The sequence below is a fragment of the Nonomuraea cypriaca genome, assembly GCF_015645445.1.
Lineage (GTDB): Bacteria > Actinomycetota > Actinomycetes > Streptosporangiales > Streptosporangiaceae > Nonomuraea > Nonomuraea cypriaca.
On record NZ_JADOGI010000076.1, the window covers coordinates 23,005 to 44,389 of the forward strand.

Below are 21,385 nucleotides of genomic sequence, written 5' to 3' on the forward strand. Positions count from 1 at the left end.
TCAACATGCGTACAGGACATGAAATGTCCGAATTTAGCTACGGATACCGGGTAACGGACCAGGCAATGCCGTCAAGGATGTCGTGCTCGCTGACCACTACCTGGGAAAACGCGAAACGGCGGACGATCCGGTCCAGAATTAGCGACCCCGCACCAATCACGTCGACTCTTCCCGGATGCATCACAGGAACGGCCGCGCGATCACTATGGGTCATCGAAAGCAGCCGCCGCGTCACGTCGTGGACGTCCTGGGCGGATATTCGCGAGTGATGAATCCTGGCCGAATCGTAGGCCGGCAGGTCGAGCGCCATGCCCGCCACGGTCGTCACCGACCCCGCCAGCCCGACCAGGGTGTGCGCCCGCTCGACGGGTACCTCCTCCTGGACCCGGTCCAGCGCCGCCTCGATGTCGGCCACCACGGCCTCCAGGGCGGGCGCCGACGGCGGGTCGCCCGCGTCGCGCAGGTGCCGTTCGGTGAGCCGGACGCAGCCGATGTCGACCGACAGCGCCGCCTCGGCGTGGTCGGAGCCGACCACGAACTCGGTCGACCCGCCCCCGATGTCCACCACCAGGTACGGCGGCAGCGGCCCCTGCGGCATCTCGGTCTCCGGAGACAGCCGGAGCAGCCCCCTGGTCGCGCCCGTGAACGACAGCTCGGCCTCGTCGGCCCCCGTGACGACCTCCGGCTCCACCCCGAAGATCTCGCGGACCCCGACGGCGAACTCCTCCCGGTTGGCCGCGTCCCTGGTCGCGCTCGTGGCCACGACACGGGTCGCGGCGGCGCCGTGCCGGTCGATCAGGCCGCGGTAGTCGCGCATGGCCTTGAACGTGCGCTCCAAGGCGTCGGGCGCGAGCCTGCCGGTCCTGTCGACGCCCTGCCCCAGGCGTACGATCTCCATCCGCCGCTCCACCTCGCCCAGCACGTCGTCCTCGACGTCGGCGATCAGCAGGCGGACGGAATTGGTGCCGCAGTCGACGGCGGCTACACGCATGGTCCGTCACTCCACCAGTCGGGGAGCGCGTCGAGCGCCTCCCTGCCGAAAGGGTTGGCGCCGGGCGCCGCGAGCTCGTGCGCGACGAGCGCGTGCAGGCACTTGACCCGCCGCGGCATGCCGCCCGTGCTCTGCATGTCGCGCGGCAGCGGCGCCAGGCCCTGATCCCGCGCGGCCCGGTCGCGCCTGGCGATGTAGTCGTCGTGGGCCGCCTGGTAGGCGGCGGCCAGCTCGGGCTCGGTGGCGAGCCTGGCCTGCATCTCGCGCATCAGCCCGGAGCCTTCGAGCGTGCCGATGGCCGAGGCCGCCTTGGGGCAGGTCAGGTAGTAGAGCGTCGGGAACGGCGAGCCGTCGGGCAGCCGCGGCGCGGTCTCCACCACGTCGGGGTTGCCGCACGGGCAGCGATGCGCCACCGCGCGCAGCCCTCTGGGCGGCCGCCCGAGCTGCTTCTCCACGACCTCGGCATCGCGCTCATCATCGCGCCCACGCCCGCGCTCATGGTCGCGCCCGCTTCGGCCCTCGTTGGCTCGTCCCTCGCTCTCTCGGTCCGAGCTCCTGCGCCCGCGCTCATGGTCGCGCCCGCTTCGGCCCTCGTTGGCTCGTCCCTCGCTCTCTCGGTCCGAGCTCCTGCGCTCAGGGCTGTCCAACGCCTTCCTTCCCGGCGACCGCCCGGTGGCCGGTGCCCTTGTCGACGGCCTCCACGGACTCCCACAACGTCTGATACCACGGTGGCACGGCCGCCGGCTTCTTCACCGCCGCCTGCTCCTTGCCCTGCTCGGGCGCCATCACCACGTAGCACTTCTCACCCGGACCGCAGTAATGCAGCCGTTCCTTGGCCGTCTTCTTGATCCAGTTGGGATCGTCGCTCTGCCGGTCGCGGGCCAGCAGCCACTGCTTCTCCGCCTCGACCCTGGCCTTCTCCGCCTGCAGCTCGGAAATGCTGCGCCGCAGGCTGATGTACTCGCGCACAGGGTAGGCCAGGCTCATCGCGATCGCGCACACCACAACGGCCAGGATGGCGGCCCGCCCGGTCAGTTGCGGCCTCTTCGCCATTGGCTTACACACCCCCTGAAGTACGTGTTCATGGCCAGGACCGGTGGGACGTATTCGAAACTAACGCCGGAAACGCGGGAACGCGCCGCGACCCGCGTAGCGGGCGGCGTCGTCGAGGAGTTCTTCGATGCGCAGCAGCTGGTTGTACTTGGCCACCCGGTCGGAGCGGGCAGGGGCGCCGGTCTTGATCTGACCGCAGTTGACCGCGACCGCGAGGTCGGCGATCGTCGTGTCCTCGGTCTCGCCGGAACGGTGGCTCATCATGCACCGGTAGCCGCTGCGGTGGGCCAGGTCGACCGCGTCGAGCGTCTCCGACAGTGTGCCGATCTGGTTGACCTTGACCAGCAGGGCGTTGGCGGTGCCCGCCTCGATGCCGCGCTCCAGCCGCTCGGGGTTGGTGACGAACAGGTCGTCGCCGACGATCTGCACCTTGTCGCCGAGCGCCGCGGTGATGGCGTGCCAGCCCTCCCAGTCCTCCTCGTCGAGCGGGTCCTCGATGGAGACGAGCGGGTAGTTGGCGACCAGGTCCTCGTAGAACGCGATGAGCTCCTGCGCGGACAGGCCCTTGCCGTCGATCGTGTAGACGCCGTCCTTGTGGAACTCCGAGGCGGCCACGTCGAGGGCCAGCCCGATGTCCTCGCCGGGCACGTAGCCGGCCCGCTCGATGGCGACCAGGATCAGGTCGAGCGCGTCACGGTTGGACGGCAGGTTGGGCGCGAAGCCGCCCTCGTCGCCCAGGCCGGTGGCGTAGCCCTTCTCCTTGAGCACGCTCTTGAGCGCGTGGTAGACCTCGGTGCCCATGCGCACGGCCTCGCGGAACGTCTCCGCCCCGATCGGCGCGATCATGAACTCCTGGATGTCGACGTTGGTGTCCGCGTGGGCGCCGCCGTTGAGGATGTTCATCATCGGGACGGGCAGCACGTGCGCGTTGGGGCCGCCCACGTAGCGGAACAACGGCAGGTCCGCGCTGTCCGCGGCGGCCTTGGCGACGGCCAGCGAGACGCCGAGGATGGCGTTGGCGCCGAGCTTGGACTTGTTGGGCGTGCGGTCGAGGTCGATCATGATCTGGTCGATGATGCGCTGGTCCTCGGCCTCGACCCCGTTGATCTCCTCGAAGATCTCGTCGGTCACGGCGAGCACGGCCTTCTCGACGCCCTTGCCGCCGTAACGCTTGCCGCCGTCACGCAGCTCGACCGCCTCGAACTGGCCGGTGGACGCCCCGCTCGGCACGGCCGCCCGGCCGCTGCTGCCGTCGTCGAGCACCACCTCGACCTCGACCGTGGGGTTGCCCCGGGAGTCGAGGATCTCGCGGGCGTAAACGACCTCGATGGTAGCCACGGGATGCGCTCCTAAATCGAAAGGCAATATGCGATCAGAGCCTATCGGTCGCGGGTCGTCTCCCAGGCGTGCACCCGGTCTCGGTAGGCGCGCGCGGCGGCGCGCAACTCGGCCTCGGCGTCGAGGCCGCCCTCCATGGCCCGGCGTACCAGGTCGAACAGCTCTCTCGCCACTCCCTGCCCGATGGCGGCGGACAGGGATTCTGGCGCGCCGGCCCGCTCGGCCCTGCGCAGGAGCTGGGCGGCCAGGGACAGCGCCGGCTGCCCCATGGGGACGCCTTCGAGCACCGACTCGCGGCCCTTGGCGGCCCGCTCGGCCGCCTTGATGCTCTCCCAGTTGTCGTTGACCTCGTCGGCGCTCTCGGCCCGGACCGAGCCGAACACGTGGGGATGGCGGCGTACGAGCTTCTCGACGATCCCGGCGGCGACGTCGTCGATGTCGAAGTCCGCGGCCACCCGCGCGTGGAAGACCACCTGCAGCAACAGGTCGCCCAGCTCCTCGCGGAGCGCGGGAAGGTCGCCCTGCTCGATGGTCTCCAGCACCTCGTACGCCTCTTCGAGCAGGTACGGCACCAAACTCTCGTGCGTCTGCTTACGATCCCAGGGGCACTCGGTACGCAGCCGGTCCATCACCCCGACCAGGTCGAGCACCCGCGCGCCCGGCAGGTCATAGGAGCCGGGCACGACCTCGATCAACGGCGGGTCGTCGAGCGCGACCGCGGCGTGCCCCACGGCGCGCATGAAGTCCTCGTCGTCCTCCGCCAGCCACACGACGGTCTCGCCGGCCGCCCGCCTGGCCAGCGCCGCGGCGTCGGCGGTGACGACGTCGACCTCGATCCCGGCCTCCGCCAGGTAGGGGAGCTGGGGATGCGCGCCGGACGCCGTCAGCACGGGGCCGGAGCGCAACGCCTGCCAGGCCTGGTGGCTGAGCAGCCCGGGGGCGACCCGCGGCGACGTGGTGACGACGATCAGCGCCACGGCTCAGCCCTGTGGCAGCGGCTGGGCCGACTGCTGGGTGACCTTGCCGAACCTGCCGGAGTCGACGAACAACGCCGGGTTCTGCTGCGAGCGCTGCTGGTTGAGCACGCCGTAGCGGGGGCTGAAGACCGGCTTGATCGCGCTGAACTCCTGAATCAGCCGCTGCTGGCCGCTCTCGCCGCCGAACTGCTGCTGCAGCTTCGACACGCCGACCACCACCCGGCCGTACTCGCGGGCCTCCTGGGGCGCGACCCCGCTGAACAGCAGGTTGAGCTCGGCGCTCGGGTACTGCCCTGGATTCCTGAGCACGCCGTCGATCTCCGCCTGGCTCACCTGCACGTTGTAACGCGCCAGGAGCTGGCGGAACGCGCTGACCTCGGTCATGCGCAGCAGCACGCGCTGGCTGGCGGGCGCGCCCTGCAGCACGACCTCTTCCAGGCTGTTGCCGGCGAGCTGAGCCTGCGTCTGCTGGTCCAGCTTGGCGTTACGCAGCGCGGAGACGTAGGCCTGCGTGTCCTCGTCCAGCTGGCTCATGGAGATGCGCTCGCTCCCGACCACGGCGGCGGCCCCGGCCTGCATGGGAGAAGAGCAGGCGGTCAGCGCGATGCCCACCGCGGCAGCGGTCGCAGCCACTCGTATCGACTTCACATGCTTCCTTTCGACCCGTAATCGGGCGTTAGCTTACCCGGGCGGGCTCGAGAAACATCGCCTCGACCAGGTCACCGCACCATTTGAGCAGGTCGAGATCACGTAGCGGCTGCCCGCCGAGGGGTTTGGTCTTCGGCACCGGGACCAGCAACGTCTCGGCCGCCTGCTTGTAGATGGCCTTCTTGTAGAGCCTGTCGAGGCGTACCTGCTGCGACTCCCTCAGTCTGGCCGGGCCGAACTTGATGTTCTGCCCCTGCAGCGTGACGTCCGTGAGCCCGGCCTTGCGGGCCCTGATCCGGAACCTCGCGACCTCCAGCAGGTTGTCCACCTCCGCCGGCGGCTTGCCGTAGCGGTCGGTCAGCTCGTCGCGCACCTCCTGGATGCCGTTCTCGTCGGCGATGGCGGCCATCCGCTTGTACGCCTCCAGCCGCAGCCGCTCGGAGGTCACGTAGTCGTGCGGGATGTGGGCGTTGATCGGCAGCTCGACCCTGACGTCGTGGAGCTCCTCCCGCACCTCGTGACCGTCGAGCTTGGCCTTCTGCTCCTGCACGGCCTCGGTCATCAGCCGCACGTAGAGGTCGAACCCGACGCCCGCGATGAACCCGGACTGCTCGGCGCCGAGCACGTTGCCCGCGCCGCGGATCTCCAGGTCCTTCATCGCGACGTACATGCCCGCGCCCATCTCGGTGTGCTGCGAGATGGTGGCCAGCCGCTCGTGCGCGGTCTCGGTCAGCGGCTTCTCCGGCGGATAGAGGAAGTACGCGTAACCGCGCTCCCTGCCGCGCCCGACCCGGCCCCTGAGCTGGTGGAGCTGCGACAGGCCGTAGTTGTCCGCCCGGTCCACGATCAGCGTGTTGGCGTTGGGTATGTCGAGCCCGGACTCGACGATCGTGGTGGAGACGAGCAGGTCGTACTCGCGCTCCCAGAAGCCGATCATGATCTTCTCGAGCTGGTGCTCGTTCATCTGGCCGTGCGCCACCGCGATGCGCGCCTCGGGGACCAGCTCACGCAGCCGCGCGGCGACCCGGTTGATCGAGGCCACCCGGTTGTGCACGAAGAAGATCTGGCCGTCGCGCATCAGCTCGCGCCTGATCGCGGCCCCGATCTGCTTCTCCTCGTACGGCCCCACGAACGTGAGGATCGGATGCCGCTCCTCCGGCGGGGTGAGGATCGTGGACATCTCGCGGATGCCGGTCAGCCCCATCTCCAGCGTCCGCGGGATCGGCGTGGCCGACATGGCCAGCACGTCGACCTGCGTGCGGAGGTGCTTCATGGCCTCCTTGTGCTCGACGCCGAAGCGCTGCTCCTCGTCGATGATGATCAGCCCGAGGTCCTTGAACCTGACCTCGGGGCTGAGCAGCCGGTGGGTGCCGATCACGATGTCGACCGCGCCGGACCTGAGCGCTTCGAGCGTGCCCTTGACCTCGCCGTCGGTCTGGAAGCGGGAGACCGGCCTGAGCGCGACGGGGAAGCTGGAGAACCGCTCGGTGAACGTCGACATGTGCTGCTGCACCAGCAGCGTCGTCGGCACCAGCACGGCCACCTGCTTGCCGTCCTGCACCGCCTTGAACGCCGCCCGCACCGCGATCTCGGTCTTGCCGTAGCCGACGTCGCCGCAGATCAACCGGTCCATCGGGACGCCGCGCTCCATGTCGCGCTTGACCTCGTCGATGGCCTCCAGTTGGTCGCCGGTCTCCGCGTAGGGGAAGGCGTCCTCCATCTCGCGCTGCCACGGCGTGTCGTCGCCGAACGCGTGTCCTGGCGAGGCCATGCGCGCGGAGTAGAGCCTGATCAGCTCCCCCGCGATCTCCTTGACCGCCTTCTTCGCCCTGGACTTGGCCTTGGCCCAGTCGGCGCCGCCCATCCGGTTGAGCGTGGGCGCCTCGCCGCCGACGTAGCGGGTGACCTCGTCCAGCTGGTCGGTCGGCACGTAGAGGCGGTCGCCCTTGGCGTATTCGATGACCAGGTATTCGCGGGTGGCGCCCTGGATCGTGCGCTGCACCATCTCGACGTAGCGGCCCACGCCGTGCTGCTCGTGCACCACGTGGTCGCCGACCTTGAGCTGGAGCGGGTCGACCATGTTGCGGCGGCGCGACGGCAGGCGGCGCATGTCCTTGGTGGACGCCTTCTGCCCGACCAGGTCGAGGTGGGTGAGCACGGCCAGGCCGGGGGTGATGAAGCCGTGCTCGATCAGGCCGGTGGAGACGTGGACGATCTTGGGCTCGGGCGCCTTGTCGAGGAAGGTCCGCAGCCTGGCCGGCACGTCGACGCCCTTGAGCAGCTCCACCATCCGCTCGGCGGGCCCGTGGCCCTCGCTGAGCAGCACCACGGCCTTGTCGTCGGCCAGCCAGCCCTTGATGTCGGCCAGCGCCTTGGCGGTGTCGCCGCGGTAGGCCTCGGAGTCCTGCGCGTCCAGCTCGACCCCGGCGCCGAACGGCGCCATCGTCCACCACGGCTGTCCCAGCGCGTCGGCGTGCCCGCGGATCTCCTCCAGCGAGCGGAACGCCGCCGCCCCCAGGTCGATGGGCGCCTCGCCGCCGGCCGCCGCGTTGATCCAGGAGGCCTCCAGGAACTCCTGCGAGGTGCGTACGAGCTCCTCGGCCCGCCCCCTGATCCGCTCGGGGTCGCACACGAACACCGCCGACCTGATCGGCAGATGGTCGAGCAGCAGATCCATCTCCCCGGCCAGCACGGGCGCGAACGCCTCCATGCCCTCGACCGGCACGCCCTCCGCGAGCTGGTCGAGCACCTCGGCCAGCGCGGGATACTCGGCGGCCAGCTCGCCCGCCCTGGCCCTGACCTCCTCGGTCAGCAGCAGCTCGCGGCACGGCGGCGCGAACAGCCCGTCGTCGGCCGCCTCGAGCGAACGCTGGTCGGCCACCTTGAACCAGCGGATCTCCTCGACCGTGTCGCCCCAGAACTCCAGCCGCAGCGGATGCTCCTCGGTCGGTGGGAACACGTCGAGCAGCCCGCCGCGCACGGCCACCTCGCCGCGCTTCTCCACCATGTCGACGCGGTGGTAGCCGTTGGCCACCAGGTCGCCCACCACGTCCTCGAGGTCGGCGTCGTCGCCCGCCCGCAACCTGATCGGCTCCAGGTCGCCGAGCCCCTTCACGATCGGCTGCAGCAGCGCCCTGATCGGCGCCACGACCACGCTGAGCGGCCCGGCGGCGGTGTCGCCCTTGACCGGGTGGGCCAGCCTCCTGAGCACCGCGAGCCGCTGGCCCACCGTGTCGCTGCGCGGCGAGAGCCGCTCGTGCGGCAACGTCTCCCACGCCGGGAACACCGCCACGGACGCCGGCTCGACCAGGCTGGTCAGCGCGGCGGCGAGGTCTTCCGCCTCGCGCCCCGTCGCGGTGACGGCGAGCACCGTCCGCTGGTCGTGACCGGCCAGAGCGGCCACGCCGAACGGCCGCAGCGCGGATGGAGCGATCAGCGCGACGTCGCCGCCCTCTTCGAGAGCGGCGGTCAGTTTCGGGTCGGCGCGAACAAGGTCAAGTAGCCCGGAAAGACTCATCAGATACGTCCACAGCCCCACGACGGCAACACGACTACCCCCGGCCGTGAGAGGTCGCGGGGGTCTTTCTCAAGCGTACTCGCCGGAAAAAGTCAGCCGGTGCGCTCCCGCACCCGGTAACCAGGCACGGAGGGCCAGCGGACGGTGAGCACGGTCGAATGCTCCTCCGCGCGCCAGGAGTGATCGACACCCTTGCCCCAGACCACGTAGTCGCCCGGCTCGGACAGCAGCACGCTGCGACCGGGCAGCTCGACCCGGAACCGGCCGCTGATCAGCACCAGCAGGGCGGTGCGCGCCTCGCCGCTGACCCATTCCGCGCGCTCGTCGCCCGGCGGGTGAACGCCCCACTTGATCTCGACTTCGTCGCTGTGTCTTGGGTCGCCCGGGGGTTTGAAGTGACCGAGCAGCCAGCCCCGGTCACCGGCCGCGTCGATCCCGGCGTTCCCCACGTACACCTGATCGCTCACGAGGCAGGACGCTAGCAGGGAAATGCCTTACTCATAACGATCGTTTGATTACTGTAGGTGACATGTCTGAGGTGCGATCGGTCGCCCGGCGAGGCGACCTCTTCAGTGAACGGGTCCGCGACCACTGCGCCGGCCGCCCGGTCAGGCGGCTCGACGTGCTGGTCGCCGGCTGCGCGCACGACCAGCCGCTGGCGCTCGAGTGGATCGAGACCAGGGCCACCGGCGCCGACGAGGACCACCCGGCGATCAGGCGGGTGCTCGAGGAGCGGGCCGACCTGGTCGCGTGGTCGCTGGGCGACCTGCGCAGCGTGCCGCTGCCGCCCAGGTCCTACGACCTGATCCAGCTGTCGTTCCTGCTGGAGCGGGTCAGGCACGCGGAGCTGGTGCTCGACCGGCTGCTGCGGTCGCTGCGCCCCGGCGGCCTGGTCCTGCTGCGCATGCGCGACCGCAGATCCGCCTACGGCCTGCTCGACCGGCTCACGCCGTCGTGGCTGCGCCGCCCGCTTTGGCGCTTCCTCGTCACGCCCGGCACGCCCGGCCCGCTGCCCACCGTGTACGAGCCGCTGACGTCGAGCGACGCCCTGCACGCGTTCTGTCTGAGCAGGGGCCTCATGGTCACCGACGAGGAGCGGAACACCAGCGGCCCGGCCCGCTCCGGCCGGATCGGGACCGCCGCGGTGGCGGCGATATCCTGGCTGACCAACGGCCGCTATCCCGCCACGCACGACGAGATCACTATGGTGATCAGGAAACCCCAGCACCACTTCGCCCGGCTTATCTAGCGACACACTGGTATCACCGGATAGACTCCTCTCCTACAATTTCCCTATCAATTCAACCGGAATAGTTGGGATGCAGGAGACGTGGAGTGGACCCCCGAGGCGCGCGAGCTGGCCGATCTCGAACTGCTGTTGTCAGGCGCGTTCGAGCCGCTGACCGGGTTCCTGGCCCACGATGACCTGCACGCCGTGCACGAGCGCGGCACGCTCGCCGACGGCACCCCGTGGCCCGCGCCCGTCACCCTCCACCTGCCCGTCGGCGTCTCCCCCGGCGAAGAGGTCACCCTGCTCGACCCGGAGGGCCTGCCGCTCGCGGCGCTCACGGTGACCGGGCACGAGCCCGACGGACTGACCTCGGGGCCGATCAAGGGGCTGGGCGCGCCGGAGCACGGGCCGTTCGCGCGCCTGCGGCGTACCCCGCAGGAGGTGAAGGCGGAGCTCGCGGGGCGGCCCGCGCTCGCCGTCACCATGCGGGGGCCGCTCGGCGAGCTCTCCGAGATCGTCGCCACCGCCGAGGAGCTCGACGCGGTCATCCTGCTGCTCCCCCTCTCGTACGGCGAGGCGGGCCCCGCGGTCGTGCGCGCCGCACTGAAGGCCAAGGAGCAACTGCCCGCTGACACGATGGTCGTGCCCGTGCCGCTGGCCCCGCGCGCGGAGCCGGAGATCGACCTGGAGCTGCGCGAGCACGTCGCCACCGCCTACGGCGCGACCGAGCACCTGGCGGGTCCCGAGCCGGTGAGCATCCCCGGGCCGCCGCACCGGCGCGGGCTCGTGGTGTTCTTCACCGGCCTGTCCGGTTCAGGGAAGTCCACGATCGCCCGCGGCCTGCGCGACGCGCTGCTGGAGCTCGGCACCCGCTCGGTGACGTACCTCGACGGCGACGTGGTACGCCACCTGCTGTCCAAGGGACTGACGTTCTCCAAGGCCGACCGTGACCTGAACATCCGCCGCATCGGCTTCGTCGCCGCCGAGGCCGCGCGCCACGGCGGGCTGGCCATCTGCGCGCCCATCGCCCCCTACGCGGCCACGCGCGCGGAGGTGCGCGAGATGGTCGAGTCCGTCGGCGCAGACTTCCTGCTGGTGCACGTCGCCACACCGCTGGAGGAGTGCGAGCGGCGCGACCGCAAGGGCCTGTACGCCAAGGCCCGCGCCGGTCTCATCCCCGAGTTCACCGGCATCTCCGATCCCTACGAGGAGCCGGACGACGCCGACCTGGTGATCGACACCACCCACCTCACGATCGAGGCCGCCGTCACCCAAGTCCTCGGAACGCTGCGTAGCGGAGGATGGCTGCGTTGACGGAGCGAACCCGACGCACTGAGCGGAGTGGAGGGCGGAGGAACGAGGCACTCCGCGCAGCGAAGGAGGAGCGGTGAGCGACCAATGAGCGCGGACTGGGCTCTGATCGGCGGGTCCTTCCTCGTCGCCATCGTGGTCGGGATGACCGGCATGGGCGGCGGGGCGCTCATGACGCCGATGATGATGTTGTTCTTCAACGTGCCGCCGCTGGCCGCGGTCTCCAGCGACCTGGTCGCCTCGGCCGTGATGAAGCCGGTCGGCAGCGTCGTCCACCTGCGCCGCGGCACCGTCAACCTGCCCCTCGCCGGGTGGCTGTGCGTGGGGTCGGTGCCTGCCGCGTTCTGCGGGGTGTTCCTTGCGCGGGCGTTCGCGGTGACCGACGCGGTGAAGTACGCACTCGGCGTGGCGCTCCTGCTGGCCGTCGCGGGCATGGCGATCAAGAGCTGGCTCGGCGGGCGGGGCGGCACGTCGAACGCGCACGAGATCGTCGTGCGCCCAATACCTACCCTACTGGTCGGTACGGTAGGCGGGTTGGTCGTCGGCGTCTCCTCCGTCGGTTCAGGATCGCTGATCGTCGTGGCCCTGCTCGTCCTCTATCCGGCGCTGAAGGCCAACCAGCTCGTGGGCACCGACCTCGTCCAGGCCGTGCCGCTGGTCGCCGCGGCCGCGCTCGGCCACCTGCTGTACGGCGACTTCCAGCTGGATCTCACGCTGTCCCTGCTCATCGGCTCGATCCCGGGCGTCTACCTGGGCGCCAGGATCTCCTCGCGCGCCCCGGGCGGCCTGATCAGGGCGGTGCTGGCGATCGTGCTGCTCGCCTCGGCGCTCAAGCTGCTCGACGCGAGCAACACGCTCACCGTCTGGGCGCTCGTGGCGGCCACCGTCGTCACGATCGTGGGCTGGCGGGTCAGGGCCGCGGCACAGGGGTCGAGCGAAAGTACGGATCTCGCGCCAACGCGTTGAACGCCCGATCGGCCGCGGAATCGGAGTCGAAGCTCGTGTCGCCGCGTGGTGCCTGTGGCGAGTCGAAGTAGATCAGCGCCTTGATCTGCGGGTAGCGCTTGATCTGGGCGCGTACGGACTCGAAGAACGCCCGCTTGAACGCCCGGTCGCTCGGCCGCTCGAACACCCCCCACTCGGCGACCATGACCGGCTTGCCGGGGAACCGCGCCTGCATCCACCGGTAGAAGCCCGTCCACCCCGGATATTCCTTCCTGGTCTTGTTGACCAGGCCGTCGAAGTCCTGGACCCGGTCGTCGGCGTAGGGGTCCATGGCCACCCAGTCGACCACGTCGTCACCCGGGTAGAGGTCCTCGAACCAGGGCTCGGCCGCCCAGTTGGGCGCCCCCATGTACGTCATGACCATGACGGCGTTCCGCACGCCCTCGGCGCGCAGCGTGAGCACGACGTGCCGGAACATGGCCGCGTAGTCGCCGGCCCGCATGCCGGAGTCAGAGGCGGTGTCCACGTCGTTCTCCGGCTCGTGGTGCAGGGTGAGGAAGAACCGCTCGGGGAAGGTCCGCCTGACGTGGCGGGCCAGCCGTTCGATCCGGTCGTCGAGCGCCCCGTCGGCGATCTCGGCCCAGGTGTGGTCGAGCGACGGCTTCCAGTTGATCATGAGCAGCCGCGGCCTGGCCGGGTCGCGGGCGAGCCTGATCTCCGCCTTGGTGGGGAACAGCTCGCTGCCCCGGTGGTAGACGTGCACCACGTCGGCGGTGGCGTCCATGCGCGCCTCCGCGCCGTGCAGCGCCTGGTCCACCGGGGCGCCGGTGAAGACCTCTGGCGCGATGCCCCACCAGGCTCCGCATGACGGTATGAGCCTGGCGGTGGCCGTGCAGGCGGGCGGCCCCGTGATCTCCTTGACCGACTCCGCGGCCGACTGCCGCGCGTCGGTGCTCTCCGCTTCGGAGCAGGCGGTCAGCACCGCGGTCAGGGCCAGGATGGTGAATGCGGTCTTCGTTGTGGAATGAGAAATTCCCCGTAGCTGCAAAGCCTTTCAACCCCCTCGTCGAAGGACCCCCGCCCATCACTCCTGAACCATGCCATGTCATTCCTGGAACTTCAGCCAGTGCGGAAGTCTCCCCAGCTGGTACTACCGGCAAGGCCGCCTGAATCCTCCTGATATTTCGATTTATAGGGGAGCTTCTTTATGGCCGTACCGGAGAAAATCTTGTGTATTCAGCCTGGGTGCTGAATCGACCGCCCTATAGTGGGCGCACGCCCCGCCAAGTGACGCAGAGTCGCCATCACGCGACAACCCGCACACACCCCAGGAGAGCCTCCCCATGAGCTCCGGCACCGACCTCGACGAGCATCTCTCGCTGCTGCGCAGGCGTTGGCTGCTGCTCGTGGGCTGCGTCGTGTTCGGCGGCACCACGGGGCTCGCGCTGATGCGTCTCACGCCGCCCGCCTACACGGCGACGACGCAGGTGCTGGTCATGCCGATCGGGCCGCAGGAGCCGGGCAACCAGGTGACCAGCCGCCAGCGCGAGGCGCTCAACCTCGACACCGAGGCCCAGATCGCCCAGTCGGCGGTGGTCGGGGCTCGGGCCGCCAGGGCGCTGACCACCGGCGCGCTCGACCCGGTCGAGGTCTCGGTGCCGCCCAACTCGGCGGTGTTGTGGATCTCGGTGAGCGCCGCAGACCCGGTCGCCGCGGCGGCCCAGTCCGGTGCGTACGCCGACGCCTACCTCGCCAACCGGCGTGAGAGCGCGCTGGCCGCGCTCGCCGCGCAGCAGCAGGCGGTGCTGGGCAAGCTCAAGCAGGTCAACGCCGGCCTCGACACGGCGATCAGCGGGCTCGGCAGGCTGACCAGGGGCAGTCCCCAGCACACGATCGCCGTGCAGCGGCAGAGCGTGCTCAACCGGCAGGCACACAACCTCACTCTGAGATACGACGCCCTGCGGACCGTCGCGGTGACCCCCGGCTCGATCATCAGCCAGGCCACGCCGCCGGCCGCGCCCAGCTCCCCCAGCCTGCCGCTCTACCTCGGCACGGGGCTCATGGCCGGGCTGCTCACCGGCTCCGCCGCCGCCTACGCCCGCGACCGGTTCGACACCAGGCTGCGTACGGCCGCCGACGTCGAGCGGCTGACCGGCCTGCCCGTGCTCGGCGACCTGTCGAGCCCGCGCGAACACGGCGTGCTGCACGAACTGGCCTCCGCCGTGGTCGCCGCGTGCCCCGGCAAGCGGCTGCTGGTCAAGGCGCTGCCCGCCGACCTCTGCGCCTCGTCGCTGGCCGAGCCGCTGTCGGTGAGCGCACCGCTGTCGGTGCTCGACGGCTCCGACGTACGCGACCTGGCCCGGGCGGACGCGGCCCTGCTGCTGGTCGGGCTCGATCGGGTCTCCTCGGCCGAGGTGGCGGCCGTCGTACGCCATCTGGACCGCTACCACGTGCCGGTCGCAGGCGTGGTGACGTCGACCGACGCGGTGCCGTCGTTCGTGCCCCTGCTCGAGCCGCGCCCGCACACCTCGCTCGGCAAGCTCGTCGCGACCGGCGAGTTCGACGTGAGCGTGGCGGCCGAGACCACCCCCCTGCCGTCGCTACGCCAACCCCGGCAGGGCAAGCCGACGTGAGCGGGGCCGCGTGGCCGGTCGCGGCACTCCTGGTGGGCTATCCGGTCTGGTGGGCGCTCGGGTTCGGCGGGCTGTCGATGATCGTCCTGTCGGTGCCGATGGCGGTGCTGTTGTGGCGGCGCAGGCCCGTCAAGGTGCCCCGCGGGTTCGGGCTGTGGGTGCTGCTGCTGGCCGGTTACCTGGTCAGCGCCCTGATGCTGGCGGAGACGCCGCCGGGCACGTACGGCGAGCTGGGGGCGGGCCGGCTCATCGGCTACGCCATGCGGCTGGCGCTCTACGCCGCCGTCCTGATCATGGTGCTCTACCTGGGCAACCTGACCGAGCGCGAGCTGCCGCAACTCCGGCTCGTACGCATGCTCGGCGTGCTGTTCGTCACGACGGTCGCGGGCGGGCTGCTCGGCGTCCTCTTCCCGTGGTTCGCCTTCACCTCACCGGTGGAGCTGCTGCTGCCCGAATGGGTGAGCGGCAACCCGTTCGTCCAGAACCTCATCCATCCCACCGCCGCCCAGACGCAGAAGGTCCTCGGCTACGCCTCGCCCAGGCCGGAGGCGCCGTTCGAGTGGGCCAACGCGTGGGGCAGCAACGCGTCGGTGCTGCTCGTCTGGTTCGTGGTCGGCTGGTGGGTGCACGGGCGGGCGCGGCACAAGCTCTTCGTGGCCCTGATGGTCGCCCTGGCCGCGATCCCCGTCGTCTACTCGCTCAACCGGGGCCTGTGGATCGGCATCGGCCTGGCCGTGGTCTACACGATCGTCCGGGTGGGCGGGCGTACGAGGGTCGCGCTGTGCGGGGCGGTGGCGGTGGCGGGGCTGGTGTTCGCGCTGAGCCCGCTGGCGTCGCTGTTCGCGCAGCGGCTGGACAAACCGCACTCCAACGACATCAGGGCCTTCACCGTGACCGCCACCATCGCGGCCGCCGGTCACTCGCCGCTCATCGGCTACGGCAACACCCGCAACGCCATGGGCAACCACCGCACGATCACCACGGGCAAGACCGAGTGGTGCCGGGCGTGCGGGCATCCGCCGCTGGGCGGCGACGGGCAGCTGTGGTTGCTGATGATCACACAGGGGTTCACCGGGGCGGCGCTCTACGTGGCGTTCTTCCTCGGCGCGATCCGCCGGCACTGGTCAGATCGGAGCCCGATCGGGCTGGCCGGGGTGCTGGTGATGGGGCTCGTGCTGCTCTACATGTTCATCTACGACGGCCTGGTGACGCCGCTCGGCCTGTATCTCATCTCGTTCGCCCTCCTGTGGCGGAACAGCCTGGGGAGGGACTCGTGAACGACGCCGGCGCCCGGCTCGGCTACCTCGCGGAGACCGTGCGGCTGCTGTATCCGGGCTCGGGGTCGCCCCTGGCGTACACCGTGCTGCCGCACGCCGCCCTCCCCCGCCGGCTGGCGCCGCGCCGGTGGTGGCACCTGTGGTCCGAGGTCGTGGTGCCCGGCGAGGGGTCGATCGTGGCGTACCTGAGCGAGGTCTTCGGGCGGCCCGTGAAGATCGTCCTGCACGTACGTCCCGCGCTGCGGGCCAACCGCAAACCGGTGCTGGAGGTCTGGGCGGGCGGGCGGCGGCTGGCGTACGTGAAGATCGGCGACAGCGCGCGGACCCGCGAGCTGATCACCAACGAGGCGGCGGCCCTGCGCCGGATGGCCGATCTCGAACTGACCACGATCACCGTGCCGAGCGTGCTGCACCATGGCGAGTGGCGGGGGCTGGCGGTGCTGGCGCTGTCGCCCCTGCCGGTGCGGCGCGGCTTGCCTGTGCCGCTGCGCGGCCTGCCCCGGGCTCCGGCGGTGCGGCGGGGGCGAGTGCCCGGGCCGCTGCTGGTCGCCGCGGTCAAGGAGATCGCGGCGACCGGGAGATCGCGCCCGGCCTGGCACGGGGATCTCGCGCCCTGGAACATCTGCCCGTCGCCGGACGGCCGGCTGCTGGTCTGGGACTGGGAGCGCTACGAGGTGGGCGTGCCCTACGGGTTCGACGCCGTACACCACTTCTTCCAGCGGGCGCTGCGGCGGATGAAGCCGCCCGAGGCCGCGCGGGCTTGCGTGGCGCGGGCCGGGCGCGAACTGGCGCCCCTGGGGTTGTCGCCGGCGATGGCGCGCCAGACCGCGCTGCGCTACCTCATCACACTCGCCGACCGGCACGCCGCCGACGGGCACTCGCCGCTCGGGCCGCCGGAGACCTGGCTCAACCCGGTCGTCGACCACGAGGAGCTGATCCTTTGAGGACCATGAAGCGGTCGGCGCTCTCACTGTCGCGGGTGGCGGGCAGGTTCAGCTCGGGGGCGCGGATGCTGCCCTCGTTCCTGATCGCGGGGGGCCAGCGGTGCGGGACCACATCGCTGTACCGGGCGCTGGCGCAGCATCCGCTGCTGCTCAAGCCGGTACTGCACAAAGGGGTGCACTACTTCGACGTCGGTTACGGGCATGGTCTGTCCTGGTATCAGGGGCACTTTCCGTTGCGGGTCGGCGCGGCGCTGGCCACCCACCGGTACGGCGCTCCCGCGCAGGCATTCGAGTCGTCGCCGTACTACCTGTTCCACCCGCTGGCCGGGGAGCGCATCGCGGCCGAACTGCCCGGGGTCAAGCTGATCGTGCTCGTACGGGACCCGGTTGAGCGGGCGCGCTCGGCGCATGCCCACGAACTGGCCAGGGGATTCGAGACGGAGTCCAACTTCGAGTACGCGATCGAGCTCGAAGCGCGCCGGCTGGCCGGGGCCGAGAAGATGTTGCGGGAGTCGCCTCTCTCCGTACACCACTCGCATCGCCACCACGCCTATCTGGCCCGGGGCCGGTACGCCGACCAGCTCGACCGGCTGGAGCCCCTGATCGGGCGGGACCGGATCCTGGTGCTGGACAGCCACCGGTTCTTCGGCGAACCGGAGACCGTCTACGACCGGGTGCTGGAGTTCCTGGAGGTGCCGCACCTGGGGTATCCGGCGTTCGAACGGCACAACGGGCGGCCGGGGCCGCGGCGGGTCTCCCGGGAGCTGGCGCAGGTGTTGCGGGACCACTTCGAGGCGTACGACGCGCGACTGACGCCCTGGCTGGGCGGTGAACCGTCGTGGCGACGCTGACTGGGATGACCAGGCCGATCGGGGCGACGCTGACCTGGGTGACGGGGCCGATCGTGGCAACGCTGACCTGGGTGACGGGGCCGATCGTGGCAACGCTGACCTGGGTGACGGGGCCGATCGTGGCAACGCTGACCTGGGTGACGACCCTTGGTGACGCTGTGACTGGATGGCGAGGCTGGGCGGCGTGACGAGGCTGGGCGGGGGGACGGGGCGTCGGTCGGTCGCGGGCGTCACGGGAGCGGGATTCACCGCGCTCGCGCAGTTCGTGCTGGTGGTGGTCGTGGCCCGGGCGTTCAGTGCCGCCGAGGCGGGGGCTTTCTTCGCGGTCACCGCCTCGACGCTCATGGCGGCGGGGATCGCCAAGCTCGATGCGGGGAACGGGCTTGTTTACTTCATCGCTCGGGCTGAGGCGTCTGGGTATCGGGATATTTCGGGATACATCCGGGCAGGGCTGGTGCCGGGCGTGGTGCTGGCCTGCATCGCCGGGGTGATGCTCTATCCACGACTCGGCCCACTGGCGGCGGTCCTGCCGGCCATGGTGGCGGCCGACGTGCTGCTGGCCGCGACCAGGGGGTTCGGCGCCATGCGACCGGTGGTGGTCCTGGAGGGGGTGCTGCTGCCCGCGTGCCAGCTCGTACTGGTGGCGGGGGCGGCTGTGGCAGGGGACGGCGCATGGCTGGCGCCGGCATGGGGTCTCCCGTACGTGCCGGTGCTGATCCTCGCCGCAATCGCGCTCCGCAACCGAATGCCACACCCACCCAGCCCGCAGCACACGGGCCAGGCGATGCGCCCACCCGAACAACCGGGCGCAGGACGGGAAGCACAGTTGCTCGGTCCTCCGGGCGCAGGACGGGTGGCACGTTTGCTCACTCAGTCAGGCGCGGGGCGAGTAGTGCGGTTGCTCGGTCGGCTGAGGGCGGGGCGGGTGCGGTCGCCTGGTCCGGCGGGGATGGGGCGGGAGCTGTGGCGGTATACGGCTCCGCGGTCGGTCGCGGGGGCGATCCAGGCCGTGTTCCAGCGGGTGGACATCGTGGTCGTCGCCGTGCTCGGTGGTCCGGAGCAGGCGGCCGTCTACACGGCGGCCACGCGGTTCAAGGTGGTGGGGCAACTGGCCGGGCAGGGGCTGGCGCAGGCCGTACAGGCTGGATTGGTCAGGGCGCTCGCCTGCGGGGACGTGCGGCGGGCCAGGGAGCTCTACCAGAGCACCACGATCTGGCTGGTGCTGCTGACCTGGCCACTGTGGCTGGTCTACGGCGCGCTGGCGCCGTGGGTGCTGCGGCTCTTCGGGCCCACGTACGGCTCGGCGGCGCCGGTGGCGCTGGTGCTGGCCGGGACGATGATGGTGGCCACGGCCTGCGGAACGGTGGACGTCGTGCTCACCGCCGCCGGGCACACCGGTACGAGCCTGCTCAACCTACTGGCGGCGGTCGCCTGCACGCTGGCCCTCGACCTGGCGCTCATCCCCAGTCATGGGGCACTGGGCGCGGTCGTCGGCTGGTCAGGCGGCGTACTCGTGAAGAACCTCCTCCCCCTGTGGCAACTCCACCGCCGCTACGGCCTCCACCCCTTCGGCCGCCACACCCTGCCGGCCCTCCGCATCCGCCCCCGACCAGCCACATGAATCCCCACCGCACCGACATACACCGCCACCGCAGCGCCAACCCCCGCGAACATCCACGCCACCACAGCCCCCAACGCTCCTGGATGGCCGCATGAACCCATTACAGCCCAGCAACACTCCCCGGCGGCCACACAACCACCACCACCACAGTCCTCCAACACCCCGGACAGCCACGCAAGCGCTAACCCAAGCCCCGCACCCCGAACAGCCACACAACCCCAACGCCCCCTGGACAACCGCATGAACCCCGTCCCAGCTCCGCAGCACTCCCCAGCGGCCACACGACCACCAACCACAGGCCCCCAACGTCCCCGGACAGCCACACATGCGCCCGCCACAGCCCCGCAGCACTCCGCAAATGCGGACGCGGACGCATGAGGGCGGGTGGTCCGCCCGTGATGGTGACCGGGTTGCCGCGGAGTGGGACGAGTTGGACGGGCAAGATGCTGGCGGCCGGCGGGGAGTTGGTCTACGTCAACGAGCCGCTCAATCCGCAACACCCGCCGGGGCGCTGCCCGGGAGTGCTCAGGGCCGACGTGACGCACAGGTTCCAGTACATCTGCGACGACAACTCCGCAGACTGGCTGCCCGCCTTCAGCGACACGGTTTCCCTGCGCTACCGGTGGCTGGCCGAGCTGCGCGCAAACCGTTCCCCGTACGACCTGGCCCGCCTGCTCCGCTACGGCGCCGCCTTCGCGCACGGCCGGCTGGCGGGGCGGCGGGCCTTGCTCGACGACCCGTTCGCGGTGCTGAGCGCGGGATGGTTCGCGCGACGGCTGGGGTGCCGGGTCATCGCCCTCGTACGAGATCCGGTGTCGTTCGTGGCGAGCTGGCAACGCCTGGGCTGGACGGTGTACTTCCACGAACTCCTGGAACAACCGCTCCTGATACGCGACCACCCGGAGCTACTGGAGCTACGCGCCCTCGTGGGCTCCCAGGACCGCGTCGCCAAGGCCGCCGCGCTGTGGCGGATCACCCGCACGATCCTGGCCCGCACGCCCGGCATCCTCGTCATCCCGTACGAGTCCCTGGCCGCCGACCCACTCCCCGCCTTCGAGCGCCTGTACGCCTACGCCGGCCTACGCTGGACCCCCGCCGCCGAACGCCGCATCGCCAAGGCGTGCTCGGGCGGCGAGGGCGGGGGCGCGTTCCGCTGGTCGGGCCTGTCGCGCACGGCGTACCGGCCCATGGACTCCCGCCTGGCGCTGCGGGACGCCGCCCGGGGACTGAGCCCGGATGAGGCGGCACGCGTACGCGCCCTCACCGCCTCCCCGTCATGAACCCGCTCGGCGTTCGCGCCTGAGACGGGTGACCAGGCAACCGGACAGCAGGCGCACGGCGAACGGCAGGTCGTCCACCAGGTAGCGGCGCGCCAGCCGGCCAGGCTCGCTGACCAGCCGGAAGGCCCACTCCAGCCCAGCCCGCCGCAACCACTCGGGCGCCCTGGGTACGGTGCCTGCCGCGAAGGCGATCGCCGCGCCACAGCCCAGGAACCAGGCCCCCGGCAGCTCCTCACGCAGGTCCGCGACCAGCCGGTCCTGCCGCGGGAACCCGAGCCCGACGAAGACGAGCCGGGGCTGGGCGGCGATCACCTTCCGCCGTACCCGCTCGCTCCCCTCGGGGGTGGCGTCGAAGTGGTACGGCGGTGCGTGCACGCCGCAAACCTTCAGCCGCGGGTAGCAGCTCATGAGCTCGTCGGCCGCCTTCCGCGCCACGCCGGGCGGACCTCCGAGCAGGTAGACGGGCCAGCCACGGCGCGCGGCGAGTTCGCTGAGCGACCAGATGAGGTCGGCGCCCGTGACGCGCCGGGGCACCGGCGTACCGAGCAGCCTGGCCGCCCACACCAGCGGCATCCCGTCGGCCACGACCAGGTCGGCCGAGCACACCAGCTCCCTGAGCGCGGGGTCTGTGGCGGCGGCGCGGCAGATGTCGATGTTCGGGGTGACGATCCGGCCGCCCCTCCCCGCCTCGAGTTCCGCGCCAACCCACTCGACCACCTCCTCCTCGGTCACCGCATCCACCTCAACCCCACCCAACCCCCACCCCCC

20 protein-coding genes are annotated in these 21,385 nt (G+C 70.8%); 10 read left to right on the forward strand and 10 right to left on the reverse strand.

The annotated features are described in order from the left end of the window. Positions 1-37: 37 nt before the first annotated feature. The 8 genes from ITP53_RS24505 to ITP53_RS24540 form a co-directional block, all read right to left on the reverse strand. Entirely contained in the window at positions 38-991 is a 954-nt protein-coding gene (locus tag ITP53_RS24505; protein WP_195897786.1) for a Ppx/GppA phosphatase family protein, read from the reverse strand. After that, entirely contained in the window at positions 982-1,446 is a 465-nt protein-coding gene (locus ITP53_RS24510; RefSeq protein WP_195897787.1) for a DUF501 domain-containing protein, read from the reverse strand. Before ITP53_RS24510 ends, ITP53_RS24505 begins: the two co-directional genes overlap by 10 nt. Positions 1,447-1,624: 178 nt before the next feature. After that, positions 1,625-2,044 carry an FtsB family cell division protein gene (locus ITP53_RS24515; RefSeq protein ID WP_195897788.1) on the reverse strand — a complete coding sequence of 140 codons (420 nt, stop codon included), beginning with the start codon at positions 2,042-2,044 and terminating at the stop codon, positions 1,625-1,627. Positions 2,045-2,104: 60 nt separating this feature from the next. Beyond that, entirely contained in the window at positions 2,105-3,382 is a 1,278-nt protein-coding gene (gene eno, locus ITP53_RS24520; protein WP_195897789.1) for a phosphopyruvate hydratase, read from the reverse strand. A gap of 41 nt (positions 3,383-3,423) precedes the next feature. Next, positions 3,424-4,359 carry a MazG family protein gene (locus tag ITP53_RS24525; RefSeq protein ID WP_195897790.1) on the reverse strand — a complete coding sequence of 312 codons (936 nt, stop codon included), beginning with the start codon at positions 4,357-4,359 and terminating at the stop codon, positions 3,424-3,426. 3 nt (positions 4,360-4,362) lie between these two features. After that, positions 4,363-4,992 (reverse strand): hypothetical protein, encoded by a 630-nt coding sequence (locus ITP53_RS24530; RefSeq protein ID WP_195897791.1) that lies wholly within the window; start codon positions 4,990-4,992, stop codon positions 4,363-4,365. A 43-nt stretch (positions 4,993-5,035) separates the two neighbouring features. Further along, positions 5,036-8,524 carry a transcription-repair coupling factor gene (mfd, locus tag ITP53_RS24535; protein ID WP_195897792.1) on the reverse strand — a complete coding sequence of 1,163 codons (3,489 nt, stop codon included), beginning with the start codon at positions 8,522-8,524 and terminating at the stop codon, positions 5,036-5,038. Positions 8,525-8,616: 92 nt separating this feature from the next. Then, positions 8,617-8,991 (reverse strand): cupin domain-containing protein, encoded by a 375-nt coding sequence (locus tag ITP53_RS24540; RefSeq protein ID WP_195897793.1) that lies wholly within the window; start codon positions 8,989-8,991, stop codon positions 8,617-8,619. Positions 8,992-9,053: 62 nt separating this feature from the next. Here ITP53_RS24540 and ITP53_RS24545 point away from each other — a divergent pair, with 62 nt between their 5' ends. From ITP53_RS24545 to ITP53_RS24555, 3 genes are all read left to right on the forward strand, one after another. Then, the gene (locus tag ITP53_RS24545; protein ID WP_195897794.1) at positions 9,054-9,773 is read left to right on the forward strand and encodes a class I SAM-dependent methyltransferase; all 720 of its coding nucleotides are present in this window, start codon (positions 9,054-9,056) and stop codon (positions 9,771-9,773) included. An 81-nt stretch (positions 9,774-9,854) separates the two neighbouring features. After that, positions 9,855-11,069, forward strand: coding sequence for an adenylyl-sulfate kinase (cysC, locus tag ITP53_RS24550; protein WP_195897795.1), 1,215 nt, complete (start codon positions 9,855-9,857; stop codon positions 11,067-11,069). 84 nt (positions 11,070-11,153) lie between these two features. Beyond that, positions 11,154-12,032, forward strand: a complete 879-nt coding sequence (locus tag ITP53_RS24555; protein ID WP_195897796.1) for a sulfite exporter TauE/SafE family protein — start codon at positions 11,154-11,156, stop codon at positions 12,030-12,032. Here ITP53_RS24555 and ITP53_RS24560 read toward each other — a convergent pair. Then, positions 11,977-12,993: a glycoside hydrolase family 26 protein gene (locus ITP53_RS24560; protein ID WP_328815613.1), complete on the reverse strand. Its 1,017-nt coding sequence runs from the start codon at positions 12,991-12,993 to the stop codon at positions 11,977-11,979. The genes ITP53_RS24555 and ITP53_RS24560 overlap by 56 nt on opposite strands. Positions 12,994-13,354: 361 nt before the next feature. Between ITP53_RS24560 and ITP53_RS24565 the strand changes: the two genes are divergently transcribed. The 7 genes from ITP53_RS24565 (at position 13,355) to ITP53_RS24595 (ending at position 20,617) form a co-directional block, all read left to right on the forward strand. Next, a complete protein-coding gene (locus ITP53_RS24565) occupies positions 13,355-14,644 on the forward strand; it encodes a Wzz/FepE/Etk N-terminal domain-containing protein (protein ID WP_195897797.1) in 1,290 nt (429 codons plus the stop codon). Then, positions 14,641-15,921: a hypothetical protein gene (locus ITP53_RS24570; protein WP_195897798.1), complete on the forward strand. Its 1,281-nt coding sequence runs from the start codon at positions 14,641-14,643 to the stop codon at positions 15,919-15,921. The genes ITP53_RS24565 and ITP53_RS24570 overlap by 4 nt, the downstream gene beginning before the upstream one ends. Continuing rightward, positions 15,918-16,865, forward strand: a complete 948-nt coding sequence (locus tag ITP53_RS24575; protein WP_195897799.1) for a hypothetical protein — start codon at positions 15,918-15,920, stop codon at positions 16,863-16,865. Before ITP53_RS24570 ends, ITP53_RS24575 begins: the two co-directional genes overlap by 4 nt. Positions 16,866-16,870: 5 nt before the next feature. Continuing rightward, entirely contained in the window at positions 16,871-17,716 is an 846-nt protein-coding gene (locus ITP53_RS24580; RefSeq protein WP_195897806.1) for a sulfotransferase domain-containing protein, read from the forward strand. Positions 17,717-17,721: 5 nt separating this feature from the next. Then, positions 17,722-17,904, forward strand: a complete 183-nt coding sequence (locus ITP53_RS24585; RefSeq protein WP_195897800.1) for a hypothetical protein — start codon at positions 17,722-17,724, stop codon at positions 17,902-17,904. Beyond that, entirely contained in the window at positions 17,883-19,337 is a 1,455-nt protein-coding gene (locus ITP53_RS24590) for a lipopolysaccharide biosynthesis protein (RefSeq protein WP_236051142.1), read from the forward strand. The genes ITP53_RS24585 and ITP53_RS24590 overlap by 22 nt, the downstream gene beginning before the upstream one ends. A gap of 398 nt (positions 19,338-19,735) precedes the next feature. Then, positions 19,736-20,617 (forward strand): sulfotransferase, encoded by an 882-nt coding sequence (locus tag ITP53_RS24595; protein WP_268961131.1) that lies wholly within the window; start codon positions 19,736-19,738, stop codon positions 20,615-20,617. Here ITP53_RS24595 and ITP53_RS24600 read toward each other — a convergent pair. Continuing rightward, positions 20,612-21,385 (reverse strand): WecB/TagA/CpsF family glycosyltransferase (locus tag ITP53_RS24600; protein WP_328815617.1); only part of this gene is annotated, 774 nt, incomplete at its 5' end. The two genes, ITP53_RS24595 and ITP53_RS24600, sit on opposite strands and share 6 nt — an antisense overlap.